The sequence below is a fragment of the Johnsonella ignava ATCC 51276 genome (assembly GCF_000235445.1).
Lineage (GTDB): Bacteria > Bacillota > Clostridia > Lachnospirales > Lachnospiraceae > Johnsonella > Johnsonella ignava.
The window spans coordinates 184,247-207,447 of record NZ_JH378830.1; the positions used below are offsets into that span (position 1 = coordinate 184,247).

Below are 23,201 nucleotides of genomic sequence, written 5' to 3' on the forward strand. Positions count from 1 at the left end.
TATATTACTATTATTAAACTTAAGGGCGGAGGGCTTTTAAAAAGCCGTACCGTCCATTTCTTTATTGTGGTATAATGGTTATCTGAAATTTTCAAGTTTAAATAAATGGAGGTTTTAAAGTGGCATTTACACATCTTCATACACATACTGAGTATTCACTGCTTGACGGTTCAAGTAAAATCGAAGAAATTATAGCCAGAGCAAAAGAACTTGGAATGGATTCACTTGCTATAACCGACCATGGTGTGATGTACGGGGTTGTAAATTTTTATATAGAGGCAAAAAATGCCGGCATTAAGCCTATTTTGGGTTCAGAGGTTTATGTAAGCCCCGGTTCACGCTTTGACAGGGAAAAGGTGGCTGGGGAGGATAGATATTACCATCTTGTGCTTCTTGCGGAAAATAATACCGGATATGCCAATCTTATGAAGATAGTATCAAAAGGCTTTACAGACGGATTTTATTATAAACCGAGGGTTGATTATGAGATATTAAGGCGTTACAGTGAAGGAATTATAGCACTTTCAGCATGCCTTGCCGGAGAGGTTGCAAGAAATATAACAAGAAACAAATATGATGAAGCAAAGGAGGCGGCACTTAGATATAGGGAGATATTTGGTGCTGAAAATTTTTTCCTTGAACTTCAGGATCACGGATATCCCAGTCAGAAGCTTGTAAATCAGAGTCTTTTAAAAATGAGCCGTGAGACGGGAATTAAGCTTGTTGCAACAAATGATGTACACTATACTCTCGAAGAGGATGCTGCCGCACATGATATACTTTTGTGCATACAAACTGCAAAAAAAGTAAGCGATAAGGATAGGCTAAGGTATGAAGGGGGACAGTTTTTCCTAAAATCTGAGACACAGATGAAGGAGCTTTTTCCGTATGCTCCGGATGCAATTGAAAATACACATGAGATTGCAAAAAGATGTAATGTTGAGATGGAGTTCGGAGTTACAAAACTTCCTGAATATGAGGTGCCTGACGGACATACCGCTTTTTCATATATGAAAAAAATATGTTACAGAGGACTTGCAGGACGATACGGTGGAGAAAAAGATATAGAAGCAATTAAGGAAAAGCTTGACTTTGAACTTGAAGTCATAGATAAGATGGGGTATGTCGATTATTTCCTTATAGTGTGGGATTATATAAGCTTCGCAAAATCAAAGGGTATAGCTGTAGGACCGGGCAGAGGATCGGCTGCCGGGAGCATAGCATCATATTGTATGGGAATTACCGATATAGATCCTATAAAATATAATCTTATATTTGAAAGATTTTTAAATCCCGAAAGAGTAACCATGCCTGATATAGATGTTGACTTCTGCTATGAAAGAAGACAGGAAGTCATAGATTATGTTGTTGAGAAATATGGAAAAGACAGAGTATGCCAGATAATCACATTCGGAACTATGGCAGCTCGAGGAGTTATAAGAGATGTAGGAAGGGTGCTTGATTTTCCCTATGCAAGATGTGATGCTGTTGCGAAGATGATACCGTTTGATCTTAAAATGACACTTGATACGGCACTTAAGCAGAGCAGAGAGCTTAAAAACCTGTATGACAATGATCCTGATATAAAAAGGCTTGTAAATATGAGTAAAAGACTTGAGGGGCTCCCCAGACACAGTTCAATGCATGCAGCAGGTGTTGTTATATCAAAAAGCAGCGTAGATGATTATGTTCCGATAGCAAAAGCAGCCGACGGTTCCATAACCACACAGTTTACTATGGGGATACTTGAAAAACTGGGACTTTTAAAAATGGATTTTTTAGGTCTTAGGACTCTGACAGTAATACAAAATACAATTGAACAGGTTGAGAAAAAATACGGCAGGAAAATAAATATATTAGAGATAGATTATGACGACCCTAAGGTATATGGGCTTATATCGGCAGGAAAGACCGAGGGTATATTTCAGCTTGAGTCATCAGGCATGTCAAGTTTTATGACAGAGTTAAGACCTGAGAGTATGGAGGATATTATAGCCGGTATATCACTTTACAGACCGGGACCTATGGATTTTATACCTAAATATATAAAGGGAAAACATGAAAGGTCAAGTGTAACTTATGATATACCCGAGCTTGAGCCTATACTTTCACCAACTTATGGCTGCATAGTTTACCAGGAGCAGGTAATGCAGATGGTTAGAGAGCTTGCAGGCTTTTCACTGGGTGAAAGTGATATGATAAGGCGTGCCATGAGTAAGAAAAAAGCTGATGAGATGGAGCGCCAGAGAAAGTACTTTGTATACGGTAATGAAGAAACCGGAGTTCCGGGTTGTCTTAAAAACGGCATTTCAAAAGAAAAAGCCAATAAAATATTTGATGAAATGACTGATTTTGCAAATTATGCATTTAATAAATCACATGCAGCCTGCTATGCATTTGTATCCTATCAAACGGCATATCTGAAATATTACTATCCTGAGGAATTTATGGCTGCCATTATGACATCGGTTATGGATAATACCTCAAAAGTGGCTGAATATATTATAAGCTGCCGCCGGATGAATATATCTATATTGCCTCCTGATGTAAATGAGGGTGAGGGAAATTTCAGTGTTTCAGGAAACGGTATACGTTTCGGGCTTTCAGCAATAAAAGGTGTCGGCAGAGCGGTTTCGGATGAAATAGTAAAAAATCGTGAAAATCAAGGCAGATTCAACTCACTTGAGGATTTTATAAACCGGCTTTCAAATAAAGAAGTGAATAAACGTACAATAGAAAATTTTATAAAATCAGGTGCTCTTGACAGTCTGCCGGGAAACAGGAAACAGAAGCTTCAAATATCGGCTGTGCTGCTTGATGAAAAAAGCAAATCCAAAAAAGAAAATATGACGGGGCAGTTAAGTCTTTTTGATGTAGCAAATGATGAGATGAAAAAAGATTTAAAGGATAAATCGGCACTGCATTTTGATATGCCTGATGCTGAGGAGTTTTCATTAAATGATATACTTGCTTTTGAAAAAGAAACCTTGGGCGTTTATGTAAGCGGACATCCGCTTGATCAATATGTGGATATAATAGATAAAAATACAAATGCAAAAACTGTTGATTTTAATATTATAAAGTCGGAAGATGGCTCAGATGATACCAAATCTGTACTTGTAGACGGGCAAAGAGCGGTGATAGGAGGAATTATAAGTACAGTCAATATTAAAAACATAAAAAATATGCAGACTATGGCATTTGTAACACTTGAAGATATGTTTGGAAGTGTTGAGGTTGTAGTATTTCCAAAGGTTTATGAAGAATATGCATATATTTTAAAGGAAGATAACAAGGTATTTATAAGCGGAAGGATAAATCTTGCAGATGATGCACAGGGGAAGCTTATATGTAATAAAATTGTATCCTTTGATGAGGTTAAAAAGCAGCTTTGGGTACAATATGAAAATCTGGCTGTATATAAGGCGGATCTTGATATTTTAATGAATGATATAAAGGAACATCCCGGAAAGGATGAACTTATAATTTATTTAAAAGAAGAAAAGGCAAAAAAAGTTTTTGAAAATGAAAAAAACTTAAATGCAGATATAGTATTTAATATACTTGCCAAAAGGATTGGGAACGGTAATGTAAAGTGTGTTCCAAAACACTTGAAACTCTAATCCCTTATGTGTTATAGTTAACTGGTTTGCTTAGGCTTGATATGATATTTACATTATAATATAGAGCATCCGGTACAATGGAGGATATTTATGTCAAAAATAAAGGAAGTTAAAACGATAGGAATACTTACAAGCGGCGGTGATGCCCCGGGTATGAATGCAGCCATACGTGCGGTTGTGCGTACTGCTATACATAAAAATCTCAGAGTTAAGGGGATAATGAGGGGATATGCCGGGCTTTTACAAGAAGAGATAATAGATATGGAAAGCACAAGTGTGTCCGATATAATACACAGGGGGGGAACAATATTGTATACTGCAAGGAGCAGTGAATTTGTTACAAAGGAAGGTCAGGAACTTGGTGCTAAAATCTGTCAGGAACATGGTATAGACGGTATGGTTGTAATAGGTGGAGACGGTTCATTTAAGGGTGCCGAAAAACTGTCGGAGTTTGGTGTAAACACTATAGGTATTCCCGGAACTATTGATCTTGATATAGCCTGCACTGATTATACAATAGGATTTGATACCGCTGTAAATACTGCTATGGAAGCCATAGATAAGGTGAGGGACACATCTACTTCCCATGAACGCTGCAGTATAATTGAAGTAATGGGAAGAAATGCCGGATATATAGCATTATGGTGCGGATTTGCAAATGGTGCGGAGGATATATTGCTTCCTGAAAGGTATGACGGAGATGAACAGAAGCTTATAAACAGGATTATTAACAACAGAAAGCGTGGCAAAAAGCATCATATAATAATAAATGCTGAAGGTATAGGGCATTCTTCCTCTATGTCAAAGCGTATAGAAGCTGCTACCGGTATTGAAACCCGTGCCACCATACTCGGATATATGCAAAGGGGCGGTGCACCTACATGTAAGGACAGGGTTTATGCTTCAATTATGGGGGCTAAGGCTGTTGAACTTTTAACTGCAGGAAAATCAAACAGGCTTGTATCATACAGGCACGGTCAGTTTTGTGATTTTGATATTAAAGAGGCTCTTGCTATGAAAAAGGATATTTCAGAAGAACAGTACAGAATAAGTAAGATGCTTGTAAGGTAAAAATATGGATACAAAAACAACTGTTTTATGCGGAGCAAACTCATATACACGCAAGTATTATTTTAATCCAGCATTTAAGCTGCTTCCTGATTCAGTAAAAAAAGAACTTCAAATAATGTGTGTAACATTTACCGAATCGGCAGGCGGACAGATCACACTTGAATTTGACCATTTGGGAAATTTAAAATTTAAAGTTGCAGCAGATGATGCAGATTATTTGTTTGATGAGATAGAAAGCGGCATGCTTATAAGCAGCTTTCAGCGTAAAAAAAGAGAACTCCTTGAGGAAATAGAGCTTTTTTATAAGGCAGTGATTTTAAAGATGGAGTTATGATATAAAATATCTTTATAGCCGCTTTAAATTTTGTCAGCAAAAAGGCTGAAATTATGTTAAAAAGAGGTTTAACTGGATAATGAATCTGGGCTTTAATATAGGAAATGTCCATATAAAAGGAGGACTGTGTCTGGGGCCTATGGCAGGTGTCGGAGATCTGCCCTTTAGGAAATTATGCCGTGAAGAAGGGTGCGGACTTACATGTACTGAAATGGTAAGTGCAAAAGCGCTGTTATATAATAATAAAAATACTGAAAAACTTCTTGAGATAGAAAAAGATGAGCACCCTGTGGCAGTACAGCTTTTCGGTTCGGATCCCGATATATTGACCGAGATGGCATTAAGGCTTGAGGAGATGGACTTTGATATAATTGATTTTAATATGGGTTGTCCGGTCAATAAGGTGGTTAAAAATAATGAAGGCTCGGCACTTATGAAAAATCCTAAGCTTTCTGAAAAAATATTAAAAAGTATGGCTTCAAGACTTAAAAAACCGCTTACAGTTAAGATAAGAAAAGGTTTTAATGAAGATAATGTCAATGCGGTTGAAATTGCCAAGATAGCTGAATATGCCGGAGTTTCGGCAATAGCCGTACATGCAAGGACAAGGGAGCAGTTTTACAGCGGAAAGGCGGACTGGTCAGTTATAAGAAAGGTCAAGGAGGCTGTAAATATACCGGTTATAGGTAATGGAGATATATTTTCAGGCAAGGAAGCTATTGATATGTTTAATGAAACAGGATGTGATGGAATAATGATTGCAAGAGCTGCAAGAGGTACCCCGTGGATTTTTAGACAGATTTTAGCCTGTCTTGAAAAAACGGATATTTTTTTTCCAAGTACTGAGGATATAATAAAAATCTTATTGAGACATGCAAAAATGCAGATTGAAATGGAAGGAGAATATGCCGGAATAAGGAGTATGAGAAAACATGCGGCATGGTATACACATGGATTTAAAAATTCGGCAAAGCTCCGTGATGATATAAATCATGCTCAAACTTATAATGAATTTAAAGAACTTTTAATAAGGTATTATCTGTAAACTATAAGTATGTAAGTAATGTTTTTACGGCATTAATACAATTACCGTCTTGACACAAAATTATGTGTAAGCTATAATGCCCGGATATTGTATAAAATATAAATAAAAGGAATATAAAATATTAAATTATAAATTACTGTGGAGGAAACAATGTCAGAAACCAAGAATATATTGACATATGCAGGATTAAAACGCTATGAGGAGGAACTGCATGATTTAAAGGTAAATAAAAGAAAGGAAATAGCCCAGAAAATCAAAGAAGCAAGGGAGCAGGGAGATCTTTCGGAAAATGCTGAATATGATGCGGCAAAGGATGAGCAAAGGCAGAATGAAGCAAGAATAGAGCAGCTTGAAAATCTGTTAAAAAATGTAGAAGTAATAGATGAGGATGAGATTGATCTGGATATAATCAGTGTAGGCTGCAATGTTACAGTACTTGACAAGCTTGACAATGAGGAAGTTGATTTTATGATAGTTGGAGCAACTGAAACAGATTCAAGAGAGGGAAAGATAAGTAATGAATCACCTGTGGGAAGTGCTCTTTTAGGAAAGAGAGAAGGAGATATCGTTACGGTTGAAACTCCTATGGGTGAGATGGAGTATGAAGTTTTGGCAATACACAGAGGAAACAGGGGGGAATAAGGGTAGGCTTGGTATGAACAACAGCAAAGATGACAAAGTTGAAAGTACAAAAGAGAATATAAAAGAAGATCTTAACCATATACTTCAGGCAAGGTATGATAAGCTATCACAGCTTAAAGAACAGGGAAAAGATCCCTATCTTATAACAAAGTATACATATTCCTGTCATACAGCGGATATAGTTGATTCATATGAACAGTATGAGTCTAAGGAAGTGTCTGTGGCAGGCAGACTTATGTCAAAAAGAATAATGGGCAAGGCAAGTTTTTGTAATATCCTTGACCTTACAGGCAGGATACAAAGCTATGTTGCAAGAGATAGTATAGGCGAAGAAGCATATGCTGAATTTAAAAAATTTGATATAGGAGATATAGTCGGTATTACAGGCACTGTATTCAAGACAAAAACAGGTGAGATAAGTATACATGCTTCTAAGGCAGAACTTTTATCAAAAAGTTTAAGACCTTTACCTGAAAAATTCCACGGTCTTACAGATACTGATACAAGGTACAGACAGAGGTATGTTGATCTTATTGTAAATACTGATGTTAGAGAAACCTTTATAAAACGTTCAAAAATCATAACTGAGATCAGAAAATTTCTTGACACACAGGGTTTTATAGAAGTTGAAACTCCTATACTTGTATCAAATGCTGGAGGTGCGGCGGCAAGGCCTTTTGAAGCACATTATAATGCACTTAATGAGGACGTAAAGCTTAGAATTTCACTTGAATTGTATTTAAAGCGGCTTATAGTGGGAGGACTTGAAAAGGTTTATGAGATAGGCAGGGTTTTCAGAAATGAAGGGATTGACACAAGGCATAATCCCGAATTTACTCTTATGGAACTTTATCAGGCTTATACCGACTATTATGGTATGATGGAACTTACTGAAAATCTTTTTAGACATCTTGCAATTGAAGTATGTAAAAGCACAACAATTCCCTATGCCGATGTAATGATAGATCTTGGCAGTCCTTTTGAAAAAATTACTTTAACTGAAGCTGTTAAAAAATATACAGGGATTGATTTTGATGAGGTACCTGATATTACGGCAGCCAGAGAGCTTGCAAAAAAACATAATATACAGTTTGAAGAAAGACATACAAAGGGAGATATATTAAATTTATTTTTTGAAGAATTTGTAGAAAAAAATCTTATACAACCCACATTTGTAACGGATTATCCTATTGAGGTATCACCGCTTACAAAGAAAAAAAGCGGAAGCAACGGGCTGGTTGAGAGATTTGAACTGTTTATATACGGCAGAGAGATGGCAAACGCTTACTCTGAATTAAATGATCCTATAGACCAGAGAGAGCGCTTTGCCGCTCAGGAAGAGGCTTTTGCAGCAGGTGATGAAGAAGCAAATCATACTGATGAGGACTTTTTGAATGCACTTGAGATCGGTATGCCGCCTACGGGAGGTATAGGTTATGGAATAGACAGGCTTGTGATGCTCCTGACAAATTCGCAGTCAATACGAGATGTATTGCTTTTCCCGACTATGAAATCCCTTAAGGATGGAAGCGAGGAAAATAATGTATCAAATAGCAATACAAAAGAAAGTAGCGAGCGAATTGCGACCGCCCCGGAAAAAATTGATTTCTCAAATGTAAAGATTGAGCCTTTATTTGAAGAGATGGTTGATTTTGAGACATTTTCAAAATCGGATTTTAGAGCGGTTAAGGTTAAGGAATGTGTAGCAGTACCTAAGAGCAAAAAGCTTTTACAGTTTACTCTTGATGATGGTACAGGTATTGACAGAACAATTCTTTCCGGTATACATAACTTTTATGAGCCGGAAGAGCTTGTTGGAAAAACTCTTATCGCTATTACAAACCTTCCTCCCAGAGCAATGATGGGAATTGAGTCATGCGGTATGCTGCTTTCAGCGGTAAACAGACTCAAGGATTCTGATGATGAAGAACTTCATCTTATCATGTTAGATAACCGTATTCCTGCTGGAGCAAAGTTATATTAATAAAAGAGAATATATTTAAGTTAAATTAAATATAACAGGGATTAAATAATAGCGGGAATAATCCCGCTATTATTTATATAAGCCATATATAGTATATAGCTATGAAAAAAAGCACTATTTTGAGGAAGTTTAACTATCTAAAACTTATGGGTTTTTGTATTGACCTATTCCCCCAGTCCCCTTAAAAACTTATCTATATAATAAACAGCCGCTCCCACAGCGGAAGCCTCAGTTTTATAATGACAGACCTTTATATAAGAGGCATCCTTTTCAAAGGGATTTAATTCAGCGGCTTTATTTCTGAAGGTTTCTATATGCTCCGACATATATGCTCCCACATAGCCGCCAAGTATTATATTACAGTCATAACACATTCTAAGATTATGAACTGCTATTGCGAGGTAGTCCATATACTCGTTAAAAGCATTTACAAGCCCTTTATTCTTTCCGGTTTTCACCTCTTCGAAAAAGGCGTGAAGATTCCCGTCGGTAAAATCTGACAAAATAGAGGCACAACAATAAGCATCAAGACAGCCCATCCTGTTACAATAACATTTGCGTCCTTTTGGAACTATAGTCATATGACCGAATTCACAGCCTCTGCCATGTTTTCCGGTATATATGCTGTGTCCGTTCATATTTGCTCCGCCTACACTGCTGCTAAGAGACAGATATACTATGGGTTCACTGCCGTTTTTTCTCCAGCTTTCCGCAAGCCCTGCCGAATTGGCATCATTAAATAAAAGCAGGGGGAAGTTAAAATACCTGCAAAAAGTATGGTATATATCAGGTGAAGCATTGATAACCTCGGCATAGGATATGCTTTTTTGGTCTGAGCTTATTATGACGGGAAGCGATATGCCTATGCCCAAAATCTTTGAAGTATCCGAAACATAAGCTGTTAGTATCTTTTCAAGCTCATTTTGTAAAGTAGAAAAGTAAGTACTGTCCTCTTTGTATGCTATTCGTATCCTGCTGTGAGCTATTATGTTCAAATTCAAATCTATAAGCACTATGGAAATATGATTTTTTGTAATATCTATACCTACAGAGAGAAATTTATCCGCTACACAACTGAATATTGTCGCCTTTCTGCCGCCTGTAGACTTAAAATTTCCTGCTTCGTACACATAGCCTTTGTGTAGAAGTTTAGACAGGTTTTGATTAAGTGTAGGCAGACTTATAGAAAGGGATAAAGCGATGTCATGTCTTGAACATTCTCCATTTGTATATATGTATCTGTATATATCACCCATATTTTTTGAAATGCTTTTCAAAGTATCTATACTATTTTTCAAAAATTATTCTCCTATAATAAAATTATAAATTAATCAGATGTTACTGAAATTCTAAAGATATACTAACGCATTATCAAAAAGCAGTCAATATTTTAACAACATAAATAAAATATTTTACAAATGTAAGAGCCTAAAAACTTAGTTTAGTTAATAATTAAGCTTATATTATATACAAAGTTAACAAAAATCATAGTGTGTAATAGTATACTTAGCACAAACTTTTGTAAAAAGATTGATAAAAGATAAAAAATGTTTTATACTTGTTTTAATGAGAAATAAAACTATATCCACTTCAATAACTTTCAAAGGAAACAGGTATTATGGATAAAATAAAAATGAGGCTTAGTAAAATAGAAAAGTCTTTTCCGGGGGTAAAAGCACTTGACGGTATAGAGTTTTCTGTAAGAGAAGGTACCGTTCATGCTTTATGCGGTGAGAACGGTGCAGGAAAGTCAACACTCATGAAAATCATTATGGGATTATATAAGGCGGATAAGGGAAGCATCTTCCTGGATGAAAAAGAAGTTGATATTAAGAATCCTATACAGGCAAGAGACTTAGGTATATCTATGATAGCACAGGAGCTTAGTTATGTACCTGAGCTTTCGGTGGAAGAGAATCTGTTTTTAGGAAGACTTCCTCTAAAAGCTTTGGGAATGATTGACTGGAAGAAGGTAAGGCAGGAAAGCAAAAAGTTTCTGGAAGAGGAAAATTTATCCTATAAGCCATGGCAAAAACTTAAGACACTAACGGTTTCGGATATACAGATACTTGAGATTATAAAGGCAGTTACCAACAATGCCAAGATCATTATTATGGATGAACCGACCTCATCTATAACCCAGTCCGAGGTTGAAAATCTGTTTAAAAAGGTAGAGGAACTAAAGAAAAAAGGAGTATCGATAATCTATATATCTCACAAGATGGATGAGGTATTTAGAATAGCTGATGATATAAGTATATTAAGAGACGGTAAGGTGGTAGCATCAAAGAAAGCCTCCGAATTTGACCTTGAAAGTGTTATTTCTTTAATGGTGGGAAGAAAGATTGAAAATGCTTATCCTAAGGAAGATGCAGAGCTTGGCGATAAGGTTTTGGAGATAGATAAGCTAAGTAAGGATAAGCTGTTCGAAGATATTGATTTTTATGTCAAAAAGGGAGAAATAGTAGGTTTTGCAGGTCTTGTAGGGGCAGGCAGAACCGAGGTTATGAGAGCGATATACGGACTTGACCATAAAGACAGCGGCAGCGTTAAGATAAAGTCCAAAGAGGTCAATATCAAAAATCCTGCGGACAGTATAAAAGAAGGTTTGATTTTACTGTCAGAAAGCAGAAAAGATGACGGTATAGTTCCTGTAAGAAGTGTTATGGAGAATGCCAGTTTGGCAAGTTTACAAAAGTTCATATATTCGGGTTTTGCTCATAGAAAGAAAGAGAGAAATGCCGTATACGAAAGTTTTATGAAAATGAATGTAAAAACTCCTACACTGGATACACCTATATCAAGTCTGTCAGGAGGCAATCAGCAAAAAGTTCTTTTATCCAGATGGATGCTTAGCGAACCGGATATATTGATACTTGATGAGCCTACCAGAGGTATAGATATAGGAGCAAAGTTTGAAATATACAAACTTATGACGGATATGGTAAAGGAAGGAAAGGCTATAATTATGGTATCTTCCGAACTTCCGGAACTTATAGGTATGTGCGATAGGATTTATGTAATGAATAAGGGGCGTATAAGCGGTATGCTTAAAAGGGATGAGTTTTCTCAGGAAGACATCATGAGATATGCTACCGGATTATAATGCTTATATAGCAGGACATCAAAATCAAAATACGGAGAAAGATGAAAATGAAAGATAGAGTATCCCATTTTTTGCAAAAAACAGGAATATTTGCAGTGCTGGCGCTTATTTTTTTGGTGTGTAGCTTTATCAGTAAGGACTTTTTAAAATACAACAATTTGATTAATGTTACCAGACAGCTTTGTGTAGGCATACTTATAGCATATGGAGAAATGCTGCTTATCATAAGCGGATTTTTAGATCTGTCAGTCGGATCTGTGCTTGCACTTTCGGGTGTAGTATCCATTATGGTATTTAAGTCGACCGGGAACATATTTGCGGCTTTAACTACGGCACTTTTGATAGGAATAATATGTAACATAGTCAATGCCTTTTTTGTAGCCCAGCTTAAAGTACCGGCATTTATAGCAACACTTGGTATGATGCAGGTTGCAAGGGGTATAGCTCTGTATATAACCGGAGGAAAGAATATATTACAGCTGGGCAACTATGTAAAAGTGGGTCAGGGTATGTTAGGACCGGTTCCGGTACCTGTAATAATAGTAGTATTCGTAACAGTCTTTGTATGGTGGCTGCTTAATCATACAAGATACGGAAGAAGCCTATATGCCATAGGTGGCAACAGAGCGGCAGCAGAGGCAAGCGGAATTGATTCAAAAAGAAGTATATATTTGTCATATATCATTAACGGCGCTATGGTAGGACTTGCAGGAGTTATATTTATGGCAAGAAATAACGCCGGACTGCCGAATGGAGCTGTGGGCTATGAAATGACAGGACTTACGGCTGCCATAGTCGGAGGTACTTCATTTACCGGAGGCATAGGAAGTGTCAGCGGTACTGTTGCCGGTGCATTTATTATAGGTTTCCTTGAAAATGTTATGAACCTTATAGGTGTTAATGCCTATATACAGCAGATTATAGAAGGCCTTATTATTGCACTTGCGGTAGCGGTGGATATAACGGTTAAACTTAGAAAATCAGGTAGAGTTATTATAGTAAAAGAAAATAAAGTAAAAAGTAATTAGTGGATAGTGAAAACTTACCACTGCTTTAATAAAAGGAGGAATAAAGATATGAAATTAAGAAAGTTAGGTAGTATGGCTCTGGCAGCTTTTATGGCTGCATCACTTGTTGCGTGTAGTTCAGGAGGCACAGGTTCATCGGCTGCAGGAGATAGTTCTGCAAACTCAAAAAGTGCTGCCGGAGACGGTAAAGGCGGTAAAAAAGTATGTTTTGTTGCAAGAGCGAGTGCCGATACATTTGCAGCATGGCTTACGGAGGAGATGAAGAAAGAGGCTCTAAACTACCCTGAGCTGACTCTTACCTGTGTGAGCGGTGAGGGAGATGATAATAAGGAAAACAGTCTTCTGGAAGACTGCATTACCAAGGAATATGATTTGGTAATAGTTCAGTCCAATAATAATGCTGCACAGGCACCTTATGTCAAAAAGCTTTTAGATGCAGGTATTCCTGTAATTACAACCAACCCTACAACACATCAAAGTGATCTGGACGGAAGCGACAATCAGGATGTTATGGAAGGAACGGGTACAGTTGACGCAGATCCTATAGAACAGGCTAAGGTAAGTGCACAAAGAGCGGTAAAAGAAGTACCTCAAAATGCAAATGTAGTTATACTTAACGGGCCCTCAGGAAACTTCCATGCAGACAAGAGAAGAGAAGCCTGGACAGAGTATTTCCTTTCAAAAAGACCGGATGTAAAGGTTTTATATGAAGATTATGCAAACTGGAACAGTGATGAGGCACTTACACTTATGGAAGCCTGGGTACAGGCAGGAACACATATAGATGCTATAATATCTATGAATGACAATATGGCAGCAGGTGCTATAGAGGCTATAAGGGATAACAAAGAGTATATAGGTGATGACGGCAAGGCTAAATTCCTGGCATACGGTGTTGACGGAACAGCTCAAGGCTGTCTGCTTATTAAAGAAGGCTTGCTTACATCTACAGCATTGCAGTCGGCAGCAGATCTTGCAAAGAAAAATATGGAGTATGCCAGTAAAGTTGTAAAGGGTGAGCTTAAGGTAACCGAAGTAAATGATCATGTAGAAGCGCCACAGATTAATGCGGAAAATGTTAATGAGTATCTTAAGATATATGTAGAAAACGGAGAAATATCAGAGTCTGATATAAAGTAAAAAAGGAGGAGGCTTATGAAGATGCAAAAGGCTGCTTTTATGAGGGGAACTGACAAGATGATACTTAAGGAGATTGAAGTTCCTTCTATAAAAGATGATGAGGTATTGGTTTCATTGGAGTATGTAGGTATATGCGGATCTGATGTGCATTATTATCATCATGGAAATTGCGGTGCGTATAAGGTTGATTTATCACAGGATTATATGCTTGGGCATGAATGTGCCGGTACTATAACCGCTGTAGGTAAAGATGTAAATGATTTGAAGGTAGGAGACAGAGTGGCACTTGAACCGGGAATTACCTGTGGAAAGTGTGAGGCCTGTAAGTCAGGGCATTACAATCTCTGTCCTGATGTAGTATTTTTAGCTACACCTCCGGTACCCGGCTGTAATGAGGAATTTATAGCATTTCCGGCTGATATGTGTTTTAAGCTTCCTGAAAATGTATCTACAAAGGCAGGAGCATTAATAGAGCCGCTTTCCGTAGGATTTTATGCAGTAGAGCAAAGTGAAATGAACACCGGTGATACAGTAGTTATACTCGGTTCGGGCTGTATAGGTTTGGTTACCTTACTTGCAAGCAAGGCAAGGGGTGCAGGTACTATAATAGTAGCCGACCTTGTTGATGCAAGACTTAATAAGGCTTTGGAGCTTGGTGCAACACATGTAATCAACTCAAAGGAAACCGATATATTTAAAAAGGTTAAGGAGATTACAGGAGGAAGGAATGCAGATATAGTATTTGAAACTGCCGGTTCTGCGGTAACCATAGCTCAGACACCTTTTCTTACAAGAAGAGGTGGGACTGTAGTTTTAGTCGGTATAGCCGCACAGGAAGAAATATCATATAACTTTGCACAGGTTATGGATAAGGAGATTACTATAAAGTCGGTATTCCGTTATAAAAATATTTTTCCCAAGGCGATAGCAGCGGTAGGAAACGGTGCTATAGATGTTGCTTCTATTATTACACATGAATTTACGCTTGATGATATCGAAAATGCGTATAATGAAGCTGTTAATAATAAAGAAAACCTTGTGAAGGCTGTAATTAAGATAAAGTAATGTATTGTTGTGGTATTGATGACTGCCCGGGTATTTGTTATAATATCCGGGAAGCATTAAAGATAAAATAAAATACTGTTATATAGTTTAAAATAAGGTAATAAAAGCTGTTGCAAGGAGTAGGTAGTTTGTTTTTGCGGCAGCTTTTATTTTTTATAAAATTCGGTTAATAATAAATATGAGGTGTATGTATGTTTGTAGGTATAGATTTGGGAACTTCGGCAGTTAAGCTTTTGCTGATGAATGAAAATGGAAAAATAGAAAAAATTGTATCAAAAGAGTATCCTTTGTATTTGCCACAACCTGAATGGTCAGAACAAAATCCTGACGATTGGTATGCCGGGACAGTGGCAGGAATCAAGGAACTTATACAGGGTTTTGAAACAAAAATTAAGGGTGTAGCTGTCGCAGGGCAGATGCATGGTCTTGTGGTGCTGGATAAGGAAGATAAGGTGATAAGACCTGCTATACTGTGGAATGACGGTCGTTCCAAGGTCCAGACCGACTATCTTAACAATGTAATAGGTAAGGATAAGTTATCGGAGTACACTGCCAATATAGCCTTTGCCGGTTTTACAGCTCCTAAAATACTTTGGCTTAAAGAAAATGAACCGCAAAATTTTGAAAAAATAAATAAGATTATGCTTCCTAAAGACTATATAGTATATAAGCTTAGCGGAAACTTTACTACGGATTATTCCGATGCTTCAGGTATGCTTTTACTTGATGTGAAGTCTAAAAAGTGGTCAAAAGAAATGCTTTCCATATGTGAGATAAATGAGGAAATGCTGCCTAAGCTTTATGAAAGTTATGAAAGTGTAGGTGTATTAAGCACTGATGTTGCCTTGGAGCTAGGCATAAAACAAAAAGTTGAGGTTGCGGCAGGAGCTTCCGATAATGCAGCGGCGGCTATAGGTACAGGAATAACAGCAGGTGCAAGTTGTAACATATCTTTGGGAACCAGCGGCACTATGTTTATACCTGCTTATGAATTTAAAGCAGATCCCAACAATGCATTGCACTCATTTGCACACGCAGACGGTTATTATCATCTTATGGCTTGTATGTTAAGTGCCGCCTCCTGCAATAAGTGGTGGATGGAAGATATATTAAATACTAAAGATTATACTAAAGAACAGCCAAATTTTGATAAGCTTGGATTTAATGAAGTATTCTTTTTACCCTACCTTATGGGGGAGCGTTCCCCGCATAATGATACTAAGGCAAGGGCTGCTTTTATAGGTATGAGTATGAATACAAAAAGAGAGGATATGACACAGGCGGTCATGGAGGGAGTTCTTTTTGGACTTAGAGATTCATTGGAAGTGGCTAAAAAACTCGGTATTGGTTTTGAAAAGACCACACTTTGCGGCGGCGGTGCGAAAAGTAAGCTGTGGAGGCAAATGAGTGCCGATATTATGAAACTTGAGGTTGATTTGGTTGAGACTGAAGAAGGACCTGCTTACGGAGCCGCCATACTTGCAGGAGTTGCATGCAGAGAGTTTGAAAGTGTTGAGTCGGCTTGCAAGGCTCTTATAAAGATAAAAGAGCATATAAGCGTAAATCAGGAAGCTGCAAAAAGATATGATGAAAAATATGCAAGATTTGCAAAACTGTACCCGGCATTAAAGGGTCTGTTTTGTTAGAAAAGTAAAAATTTGTATAGCAGGCAATTACTCGTGTAGAAAATTAAAGAAAAAGAAGCTTTTTTCAAGTTTATAGCTGTGATACAATTTAGCCAAGTAAATCCGCACATTTATGAGATAGTGTCAAATGACCTATGAAAAAACGAGTCTAAGATATAGAGGAATAAATATGGGCAAAATTATTAAAATGGAAAATGAAAAAGATAACTGTATAATGGCTATGATGAATGATGCATCGCTATGCCCTGTCTTAGAAAAATCGAATGTTGGGGTTTCCGATTATACAAAGTTGCCGTTGACTAAACTGGCAGCTATAGGGATGTCATTTAAACCACTGACTATTGCCGTACAAACCGCAGTGTCCGGAGCAGGCGGAAGCGGGTTGTACTATGTTGATACAGCCGGAAAAACAATGTTTCAGATGAAAGAAACAGGTAATTTTATTGGCTCTCTTAAAATATCAACCGGTTCAGTAGGTGGCGGGCAGGCTCAGATGATGCCACTTGCCTTTGATCCTGCAATGCTTTTTATGGCGGTTGCACTTGCGAATATTGACAAAAAACTTGACTCTATAAAAGAAATGCAACAGGAAATGATGGATTTTCTTGTGCAGAAGGAAAAAGCAGAGTTAAAAGGAAATCTTACATTCTTATACGATGCCTTTAATAACTACAAGTACAACTGGAATAATGAAATGTATAATAACAGTAATCACACAATAGTTCTTGCAATCAAAAAAGAATCGGAAGCAAAGATTGTTTTTTACCGTGAACGGATAATTGCCGAGCTTAATAAGAAATCCTTTATTAATACCAAAATTCATATCAACAAGACTGTAGATAAGAAGTTGCAGACGGTTCAAGACCGTTTCAAAGATTATCAGCTTGCATTATATATGCTGGCATTTTCCACATTCTTAGATGTAATGTTTATTGGAAATTATAATGAAGAATATTTGTCTGGTATTTCAGCAAAATTAAATGATTATTCAATGGAGTATATAGAGCTTTATACGAAGTGCTATGAAGCGATATACGGGTATTATTTAACTTCAACAGATTCCTTTTTGCTGAAAGGATTGTCAAAAACAACAAAAACGGTTGGCAAGATTGTAGGTAAGATACCGGTTGTTGGAGATACTAAGGCTGATGAAACTCTTACTGCCGCAGGGGATAAACTCAGTGTTATGGCAGAGGAAAAAATCAGTAACCAAATGAAACGGCTGATTGAGCACAAGAGCAATTTTGTCAGACCTTTTATTCAAAACATAGATACATTAAGTAGGCTGAGCAATAATCCGCTTCAGTTGCTGGTTGATAAGGATAATCTTTATATTGGAACGATAGCAATGATATAACTGCACTTTTAACGGAGTCAGGTATAAATGTTTAAGCTCAAATAAATATTTTATTTATTAATAATGCCTGCGGATAAACGTTTTGATACCAAGGAATTTAGAGATGCCCTGGGAATATCAAGACCAAGCTTTGCGTCTCCTTAACTTATGGAAGAAAAAATAGGTGTAAAACCAGGTACGGCTTCTCTTTTTTGTCTTACCATGGATAAAGATAATGAAGTGGCACTTGTAATTGACAAGGATATACTTAAGGATGAATATTTTGGCGTAAATCCAAGTGATAACAGATATCATCTTAAAATCAGGACTGAAGATGTACTTAAGAAGATTATACCCGGTCTTGGATATAGTGCAAAACTTGTGAGTTTGAAAGGATAGTATATGGAAGTATGCAGCTCAAAATATGATGCCATAATATCAATTAGGAAGGCTGTAAATACAGACTTGCCAAGAATTATGAAAATATATGAACTTGCCAGAAGCTATATGAGAAAAAACGGGAATCCGAACCAATGGAAAAATAATTTTCCGTCTAAAGGATTGCTTCTTGATGATATTAATAAAGGGAATCTATATGTAATAACAGCAGATAGTAAGATACATGCAGTTTTTGCATTTATTATTGGAGAAGACCCGACTTATACTTATATTGAGAACGGTACATGGCTGTCAGATACACCATACGGGACACTACACAGGATTGCAGGAGATGGAAAAATCAAGGGTATTTTTACAATAGTTACGGAATTTTGCGAACAAAAAATTAATCATTTAAGGGTGGATACGCATCAGGATAATCAGGTAATGCAGCATCTTATATGTAAAAACGGATTCAAAAAGTGCGGTATAATTTATGTAGATGACGGTACTCCCAGAATTGCCTATGAGAGATTATAAATATCTGTAAAAAATTCTGCTCCGGTAATTATTATAAAATAGAGATTTACAGACTTTTTTAAAAAGCGGTAATGCTGATAAAGAGTCCGGCAGAGCTTTATACTTTTAAGAAAATTTATAAAATAAATGAAGAAATAATAAAGGGATACTGATATGAATATACAGATATTTGGAACGAAAAAATGTAATGATACCAGGAAAGCGGAGCGGTTTTTTAAGGAACGGGGTATAAAGTATCAGTTTGTTGATATGAAAGAAAAAGGTATGAGCAAAGGTGAATTTAATTCCGTAGCCAATGCAAATGGCGGGTTAGAGAATATGATTAACTGGAAGGGTAAAGATAGGGATTGTCTTGCCATTATTAAGTATATTGCGGCTGAAGATAAGCTTGAGAAAGTTCTTGAAAACCCGCAGGTGATTAAAACTCCGGTAGTAAGAAATGGAAAACAGTCTACACTCGGTTATCAGCCGGATATTTGGAAAGGATGGAACTGATGTATTTAATTAAGACAGTAAAAGGTGATATAACAAAGATCACAGATGTACAGGCGATAGTAAATGCTGCAAATAATTCACTTCTTGGTGGAGGTGGCGTTGATGGAGCAATTCATCGTGCGGCAGGACCGGAGCTTCTGGCAGAATGCAGGACACTTAATGGATGTGCAACAGGAGAAGCTAAGATTACGAAAGCTTACAACTTGCCATGCAATTATGTGATTCATACCGTTGGACCGATATGGAACGGCGGAAGAAGCAGGGAAGAGGAGCTCCTTGCAGGCTGCTATTTTAATTCTATGAAACTGGCAATGGATAACGGAATCAGATCTGTTGCCTTTCCGTCTATTTCTACAGGAGTATATAGTTTTCCGGTAGAATTGGCAGCAAAGATTGCGGTACGTACGGTTAATAGATTTTTGAAAGATAATGCTGAAAAGTTCGATTTAGTAAAGTGGGTATTATTTGATAGTAATACTGAGTCTGTATATGAAGCTGAAGTAGATAAGTTATATAAATAAAAGTGTAATATAGAGTATATATGCTGAAAAAACGGATTATAATAATATTAAAATGTCTGGCAGGTTATAAAAACTGTGAGAGGATGTGAAAAAAATGATTTAAGGTACGATACTATTGATGTTGAACAGTCTGAAGTGGCAAGGGTGAGCATATTCGCTCAGATGAACTTTCAAGGTGCCAAAATGGCACCTTGAATAAAGGAACAGGTAGAAGAAGTAATATAAAGTATAATCCATACGCTTTTACAGAACAAGCTATTTATATGCTGATGACTGTATTAAGGGGAGAACTTGCAGTGAAACAAAGCAGAGCCTTAATCAGAACATTCAAGCGTATGAAAGACTTTTCTTATATGTTTTCTTACTTGCGTATTCCTGACAAGTTGCATTAGTTCCTTCTACCTTTTTTAAACAATACTCAACTACAATTTTCTAAAACTGTTCCTCCATATCATCTGCAATATCAAAAAGATTCTCCCCCGGATAAACAATGTGTTTTATCCATTCTTTTTTTATCTGCCAGAGATTTGCCTGTACGCTGAACTTATTCCAAATATCAATATCAAAAATTCTTTCCCAGCTGTTTTTTATTTTTCTCTCTATTTCAGGGTAAAGTCCTTTATATTTTCCGCTTATAAAATTAAATTCATCTTTGACTCCTAATTTTTTAATATAAGCAAGATAATTTTCTCTGTCTTTATCATCTTTCGGAATATAGAGATCATTAAGGACGTAATCCCACTTTCCGCCGTCAAAAAAGATAACTTCATTTTTAGGTACACTAAGACAGTATACTACAGATTTATCTACAGCCTTAAGACAGTTGTATTTGCTTATAGAGCACCAGATAGGATATTCTATCCCTGTGGGACGATTAACCCTTTTCTCTGCCATCTGTACAAAATAGTCGTATCTTTCCAGGAAAAAATCCGAAATATCACCTAAATGCAGTTGTATATATATTTTTTTATTTGTTACAAGGTTTTTAGAGTTTAATTCCTGTAAAGAATTTTCATGTTGTCTTGAATACAGGTTAACGGTTTCCATATTTGCTCCTCTGTTATAAGATGATTTTTCAATAATTATGACTGTTTCTGTTATCTGCTATTATATTATTAAAATCTAAAATAAAATGCAAGTATAAAAATAGAACCCGTTAAAAACGATTTTTTATTGTTATAAAACGGATGTCTGAGCTTTTAATTACAGGATTCCTATTTTGAGATAATCTGTCTGTGAATTTAATAGTTATTTTATATTTTTTCGCCGTTCATTTTACGATTAAAAGCGATAATAGCGAGAGTGAAAATAACTATTGTATATACTGTTACGACAATCAAATGAGGAAGAATATAACTGAAATTACCGCTTAAACTTATCCTTATTGCTTCAGCACTATTATAGAACGGTAAAATATGTGTTATTGCTTTGAAAGCACCGCCTATCAAGTCAATTGGAATAAAAACTCCGGATAGCCAACCTGCAATATTGGTCAGTAATGCCCCGCAAACTCCGCCGACCGCTTTATCATTCAAAAGGCTTCCAAAAAACAAACCGGTACCAACAAAAAACAGGGAAGTTAATGCTGTCATAATAATTGCAAAAATGATATTGATATTTATATCAAGTCCAAAGGCTCCTCCTGCCAATAAGGTTATTGCAGCCTGTATGATTGTCATAACCACCATAGGTAAAGTATAACCTAAAATAAAATCCGCCGCAGTCATAGGAGATGTAAACAAACGCATTAAGAAAGAAGATGTGCGGTCTTTTGATAACAACATACCTGCAAATAATGCCATAAATACGCTACCGAACATTGCCAGACCAGGTGCGAGATTTTTTATTTGAAACATAGTGTTTTTCGCTTCGGGTGGAATAGAAGAATTTATAATAGACAACAAGACTAAAAGTACAAGAGGAAAGCCGATACTAAAAAAGAGATTTATAGGATCACGCAAAATCTCTTTTATATTACGTTTTGCAAATAGAAACATTCTCATAGTACACCTCCTGAAAGCACAATAAAGGCATCTTCCAATTTAGCAGTATTAGTTTGCATAGTTAATTCTGTTACGGTCCCCACAGTTGTTAATTGCCCATTTGCCATTATTCCCACACGGTCAGATAAATTTTCGACCTCATCCATATAATGGGTTGTAAGAATTATCGTAACTTTTCCCTTTAATGATTTTATTGAAGCCCATAGTTCACGACGAGCCAAAACATCAAGTCCTAGAGTCGGTTCGTCTAAAAATAAAATTTGAGGTTCTGAAATCAGAGCCATAGCGATAGAAAGACGGCGCTGCATTCCACCCGATAAATTTTTTGCTTTTTTATTCAGTTCATTTTTTAAACCGAATTTTTGTGCTATTTCATGGGCGTTTTTATTTGCCGTTTTACTATTTTGTCCGTATATTCCTGCAATAAGTTCTAAATTTTCTAAAACAGATAAATTTGCTGCCACTGCCGTTTCCTGTGGTGAAATATTGGTTTTTTCATTTATTGAATGAGGATTTGAGATAATACTCTCACCGAGAAGAAAAGCATCACCGCTTGTGGGTTTTATCAAGCATGATAACATTTTAATCGTTGTCGTTTTCCCCGCACCATTTACGCCAAGCAGGGCAAATAACTCACCTTGCTCAATTGTCAAATTAAGATTATTTACGGCAACTATGTTTCCGTATTTTTTTGTAAGCTCTTTAATGATGACAGCATTCATTCTTTATCCCCCTTTGGTGCATTTTGATTGAAAATAGTATCCATCAAATGTGCGAACATATTTTTAGGTGGAATGGCGATACCTTTATTTATATCTGCAAGAACTATTAAAGTATCACCGGGTTTAATGCCGAAAACATCACGGGCTTCTTTAGGTATAACAAACTGCCCCTTTTCTCCTACCTTAACAGTCCAGGCGTATTTTCCCTCTGGGTGTTTCATTTTTTTACCTCCTGATTTAAGTATGATTTGTATGATTAGTATAATAAAAACTACTTTTGCTGTCAAGAAGTTTCGTCAGTATTAAAAGAAGTATATCTATAAAAATATAGATACTTTTCTAATTTTATTGCAATTTTGGAAGATTATGAAAAAGAGAAATATTTATAGCTATTATAAAGATAAGTGGTAAGGTGTTTTTAGAGCCTTAAACTAAGCATACCTGTGCCTAAAATCAGTCTTAAAACTATTTTATAAAGACTGGCTGATGAAAAATACTGATAAATTTGGTATAATAAATATT

The 23,201-nt window shown here is 36.5% G+C and carries 21 protein-coding genes and 1 pseudogene; 17 read left to right on the forward strand and 5 right to left on the reverse strand.

Annotated elements, in window-relative coordinates; genetic code table 11:
• The first annotated feature begins 119 nt into the window (after positions 1 to 119).
• The 6 genes from HMPREF9333_RS03320 to lysS all read left to right on the forward strand — a co-directional run bounded on the left by HMPREF9333_RS03320 (position 120) and on the right by lysS (position 8,699).
• Positions 120 to 3,623, forward strand: coding sequence for a DNA polymerase III subunit alpha (locus tag HMPREF9333_RS03320; protein ID WP_005539777.1), 3,504 nt, complete (start codon positions 120 to 122; stop codon positions 3,621 to 3,623).
• 90 nt (positions 3,624 to 3,713) lie between these two features.
• Positions 3,714 to 4,694 carry a 6-phosphofructokinase gene (gene pfkA / locus HMPREF9333_RS03325; protein WP_005539779.1) on the forward strand — a complete coding sequence of 327 codons (981 nt, stop codon included), beginning with the start codon at positions 3,714 to 3,716 and terminating at the stop codon, positions 4,692 to 4,694.
• A 4-nt stretch (positions 4,695 to 4,698) separates the two neighbouring features.
• A complete protein-coding gene (locus HMPREF9333_RS03330; RefSeq protein WP_005539781.1) occupies positions 4,699 to 5,028 on the forward strand; it encodes a DUF6145 family protein in 330 nt (109 codons plus the stop codon).
• Between the two features lie 79 nt (positions 5,029 to 5,107).
• Positions 5,108 to 6,073, forward strand: a complete 966-nt coding sequence (gene dusB, locus HMPREF9333_RS03335; RefSeq protein ID WP_005539784.1) for a tRNA dihydrouridine synthase DusB — start codon at positions 5,108 to 5,110, stop codon at positions 6,071 to 6,073.
• A 150-nt stretch (positions 6,074 to 6,223) separates the two neighbouring features.
• Entirely contained in the window at positions 6,224 to 6,715 is a 492-nt protein-coding gene (gene greA / locus HMPREF9333_RS03340) for a transcription elongation factor GreA (protein ID WP_005539785.1), read from the forward strand.
• A 13-nt stretch (positions 6,716 to 6,728) separates the two neighbouring features.
• Positions 6,729 to 8,699: a lysine--tRNA ligase gene (gene lysS / locus HMPREF9333_RS03345; protein WP_005539786.1), complete on the forward strand. Its 1,971-nt coding sequence runs from the start codon at positions 6,729 to 6,731 to the stop codon at positions 8,697 to 8,699.
• A 164-nt stretch (positions 8,700 to 8,863) separates the two neighbouring features.
• Here lysS and HMPREF9333_RS03350 read toward each other — a convergent pair whose 3' ends face one another.
• On the reverse strand, positions 8,864 to 9,997 hold the full coding sequence (locus HMPREF9333_RS03350; RefSeq protein ID WP_005539788.1) for an ROK family transcriptional regulator: 1,134 nt from the start codon (positions 9,995 to 9,997) through the stop codon (positions 8,864 to 8,866).
• A gap of 320 nt (positions 9,998 to 10,317) precedes the next feature.
• Between HMPREF9333_RS03350 and HMPREF9333_RS03355 the strand changes: the two genes are divergently transcribed.
• The 11 genes and pseudogenes from HMPREF9333_RS03355 to HMPREF9333_RS12495 form a co-directional block, all read left to right on the forward strand.
• Entirely contained in the window at positions 10,318 to 11,805 is a 1,488-nt protein-coding gene (locus HMPREF9333_RS03355; protein WP_005539789.1) for a sugar ABC transporter ATP-binding protein, read from the forward strand.
• Between the two features lie 47 nt (positions 11,806 to 11,852).
• On the forward strand, positions 11,853 to 12,833 hold the full coding sequence (locus HMPREF9333_RS03360; RefSeq protein WP_005539791.1) for an ABC transporter permease: 981 nt from the start codon (positions 11,853 to 11,855) through the stop codon (positions 12,831 to 12,833).
• Positions 12,834 to 12,881: 48 nt separating this feature from the next.
• Entirely contained in the window at positions 12,882 to 13,973 is a 1,092-nt protein-coding gene (locus tag HMPREF9333_RS03365) for a sugar ABC transporter substrate-binding protein (protein WP_005539793.1), read from the forward strand.
• A 15-nt stretch (positions 13,974 to 13,988) separates the two neighbouring features.
• On the forward strand, positions 13,989 to 15,038 hold the full coding sequence (locus tag HMPREF9333_RS03370) for an NAD(P)-dependent alcohol dehydrogenase (protein ID WP_005539795.1): 1,050 nt from the start codon (positions 13,989 to 13,991) through the stop codon (positions 15,036 to 15,038).
• 191 nt (positions 15,039 to 15,229) lie between these two features.
• Positions 15,230 to 16,684 carry a xylulokinase gene (gene xylB, locus HMPREF9333_RS03375; RefSeq protein ID WP_005539797.1) on the forward strand — a complete coding sequence of 485 codons (1,455 nt, stop codon included), beginning with the start codon at positions 15,230 to 15,232 and terminating at the stop codon, positions 16,682 to 16,684.
• 169 nt (positions 16,685 to 16,853) lie between these two features.
• On the forward strand, positions 16,854 to 18,041 hold the full coding sequence (locus HMPREF9333_RS03380; RefSeq protein ID WP_040882138.1) for a hypothetical protein: 1,188 nt from the start codon (positions 16,854 to 16,856) through the stop codon (positions 18,039 to 18,041).
• 147 nt (positions 18,042 to 18,188) lie between these two features.
• The gene (locus HMPREF9333_RS12145) at positions 18,189 to 18,419 is read left to right on the forward strand and encodes a YbaK/EbsC family protein (RefSeq protein ID WP_005539801.1); all 231 of its coding nucleotides are present in this window, start codon (positions 18,189 to 18,191) and stop codon (positions 18,417 to 18,419) included.
• A gap of 3 nt (positions 18,420 to 18,422) precedes the next feature.
• Positions 18,423 to 18,938, forward strand: coding sequence for a hypothetical protein (locus HMPREF9333_RS03390; protein WP_005539803.1), 516 nt, complete (start codon positions 18,423 to 18,425; stop codon positions 18,936 to 18,938).
• Positions 18,939 to 19,091: 153 nt separating this feature from the next.
• On the forward strand, positions 19,092 to 19,433 hold the full coding sequence (locus HMPREF9333_RS03395) for an arsenate reductase family protein (protein WP_005539805.1): 342 nt from the start codon (positions 19,092 to 19,094) through the stop codon (positions 19,431 to 19,433).
• Entirely contained in the window at positions 19,433 to 19,954 is a 522-nt protein-coding gene (locus tag HMPREF9333_RS03400) for an O-acetyl-ADP-ribose deacetylase (RefSeq protein ID WP_005539806.1), read from the forward strand. The genes HMPREF9333_RS03395 and HMPREF9333_RS03400 overlap by 1 nt, the downstream gene beginning before the upstream one ends.
• A 191-nt stretch (positions 19,955 to 20,145) precedes the next feature.
• Positions 20,146 to 20,301, forward strand: a pseudogene (locus HMPREF9333_RS12495) (ORF6N domain-containing protein); the annotation flags it as partial.
• 85 nt (positions 20,302 to 20,386) lie between these two features.
• Here HMPREF9333_RS12495 and HMPREF9333_RS03405 read toward each other — a convergent pair.
• The 4 genes from HMPREF9333_RS03405 to HMPREF9333_RS03420 form a co-directional block, all read right to left on the reverse strand.
• Positions 20,387 to 21,001, reverse strand: a complete 615-nt coding sequence (locus tag HMPREF9333_RS03405) for a DUF3841 domain-containing protein (protein ID WP_005539807.1) — start codon at positions 20,999 to 21,001, stop codon at positions 20,387 to 20,389.
• Between the two features lie 206 nt (positions 21,002 to 21,207).
• Positions 21,208 to 21,957, reverse strand: coding sequence for an ABC transporter permease (locus HMPREF9333_RS03410; protein WP_005539809.1), 750 nt, complete (start codon positions 21,955 to 21,957; stop codon positions 21,208 to 21,210).
• Entirely contained in the window at positions 21,954 to 22,679 is a 726-nt protein-coding gene (locus HMPREF9333_RS03415; RefSeq protein WP_005539811.1) for an ABC transporter ATP-binding protein, read from the reverse strand. The genes HMPREF9333_RS03410 and HMPREF9333_RS03415 overlap by 4 nt, the downstream gene beginning before the upstream one ends.
• Positions 22,676 to 22,900 carry an AbrB/MazE/SpoVT family DNA-binding domain-containing protein gene (locus HMPREF9333_RS03420; protein WP_005539813.1) on the reverse strand — a complete coding sequence of 75 codons (225 nt, stop codon included), beginning with the start codon at positions 22,898 to 22,900 and terminating at the stop codon, positions 22,676 to 22,678. The genes HMPREF9333_RS03415 and HMPREF9333_RS03420 overlap by 4 nt, the downstream gene beginning before the upstream one ends.
• Positions 22,901 to 23,201: the final 301 nt, after the last annotated feature.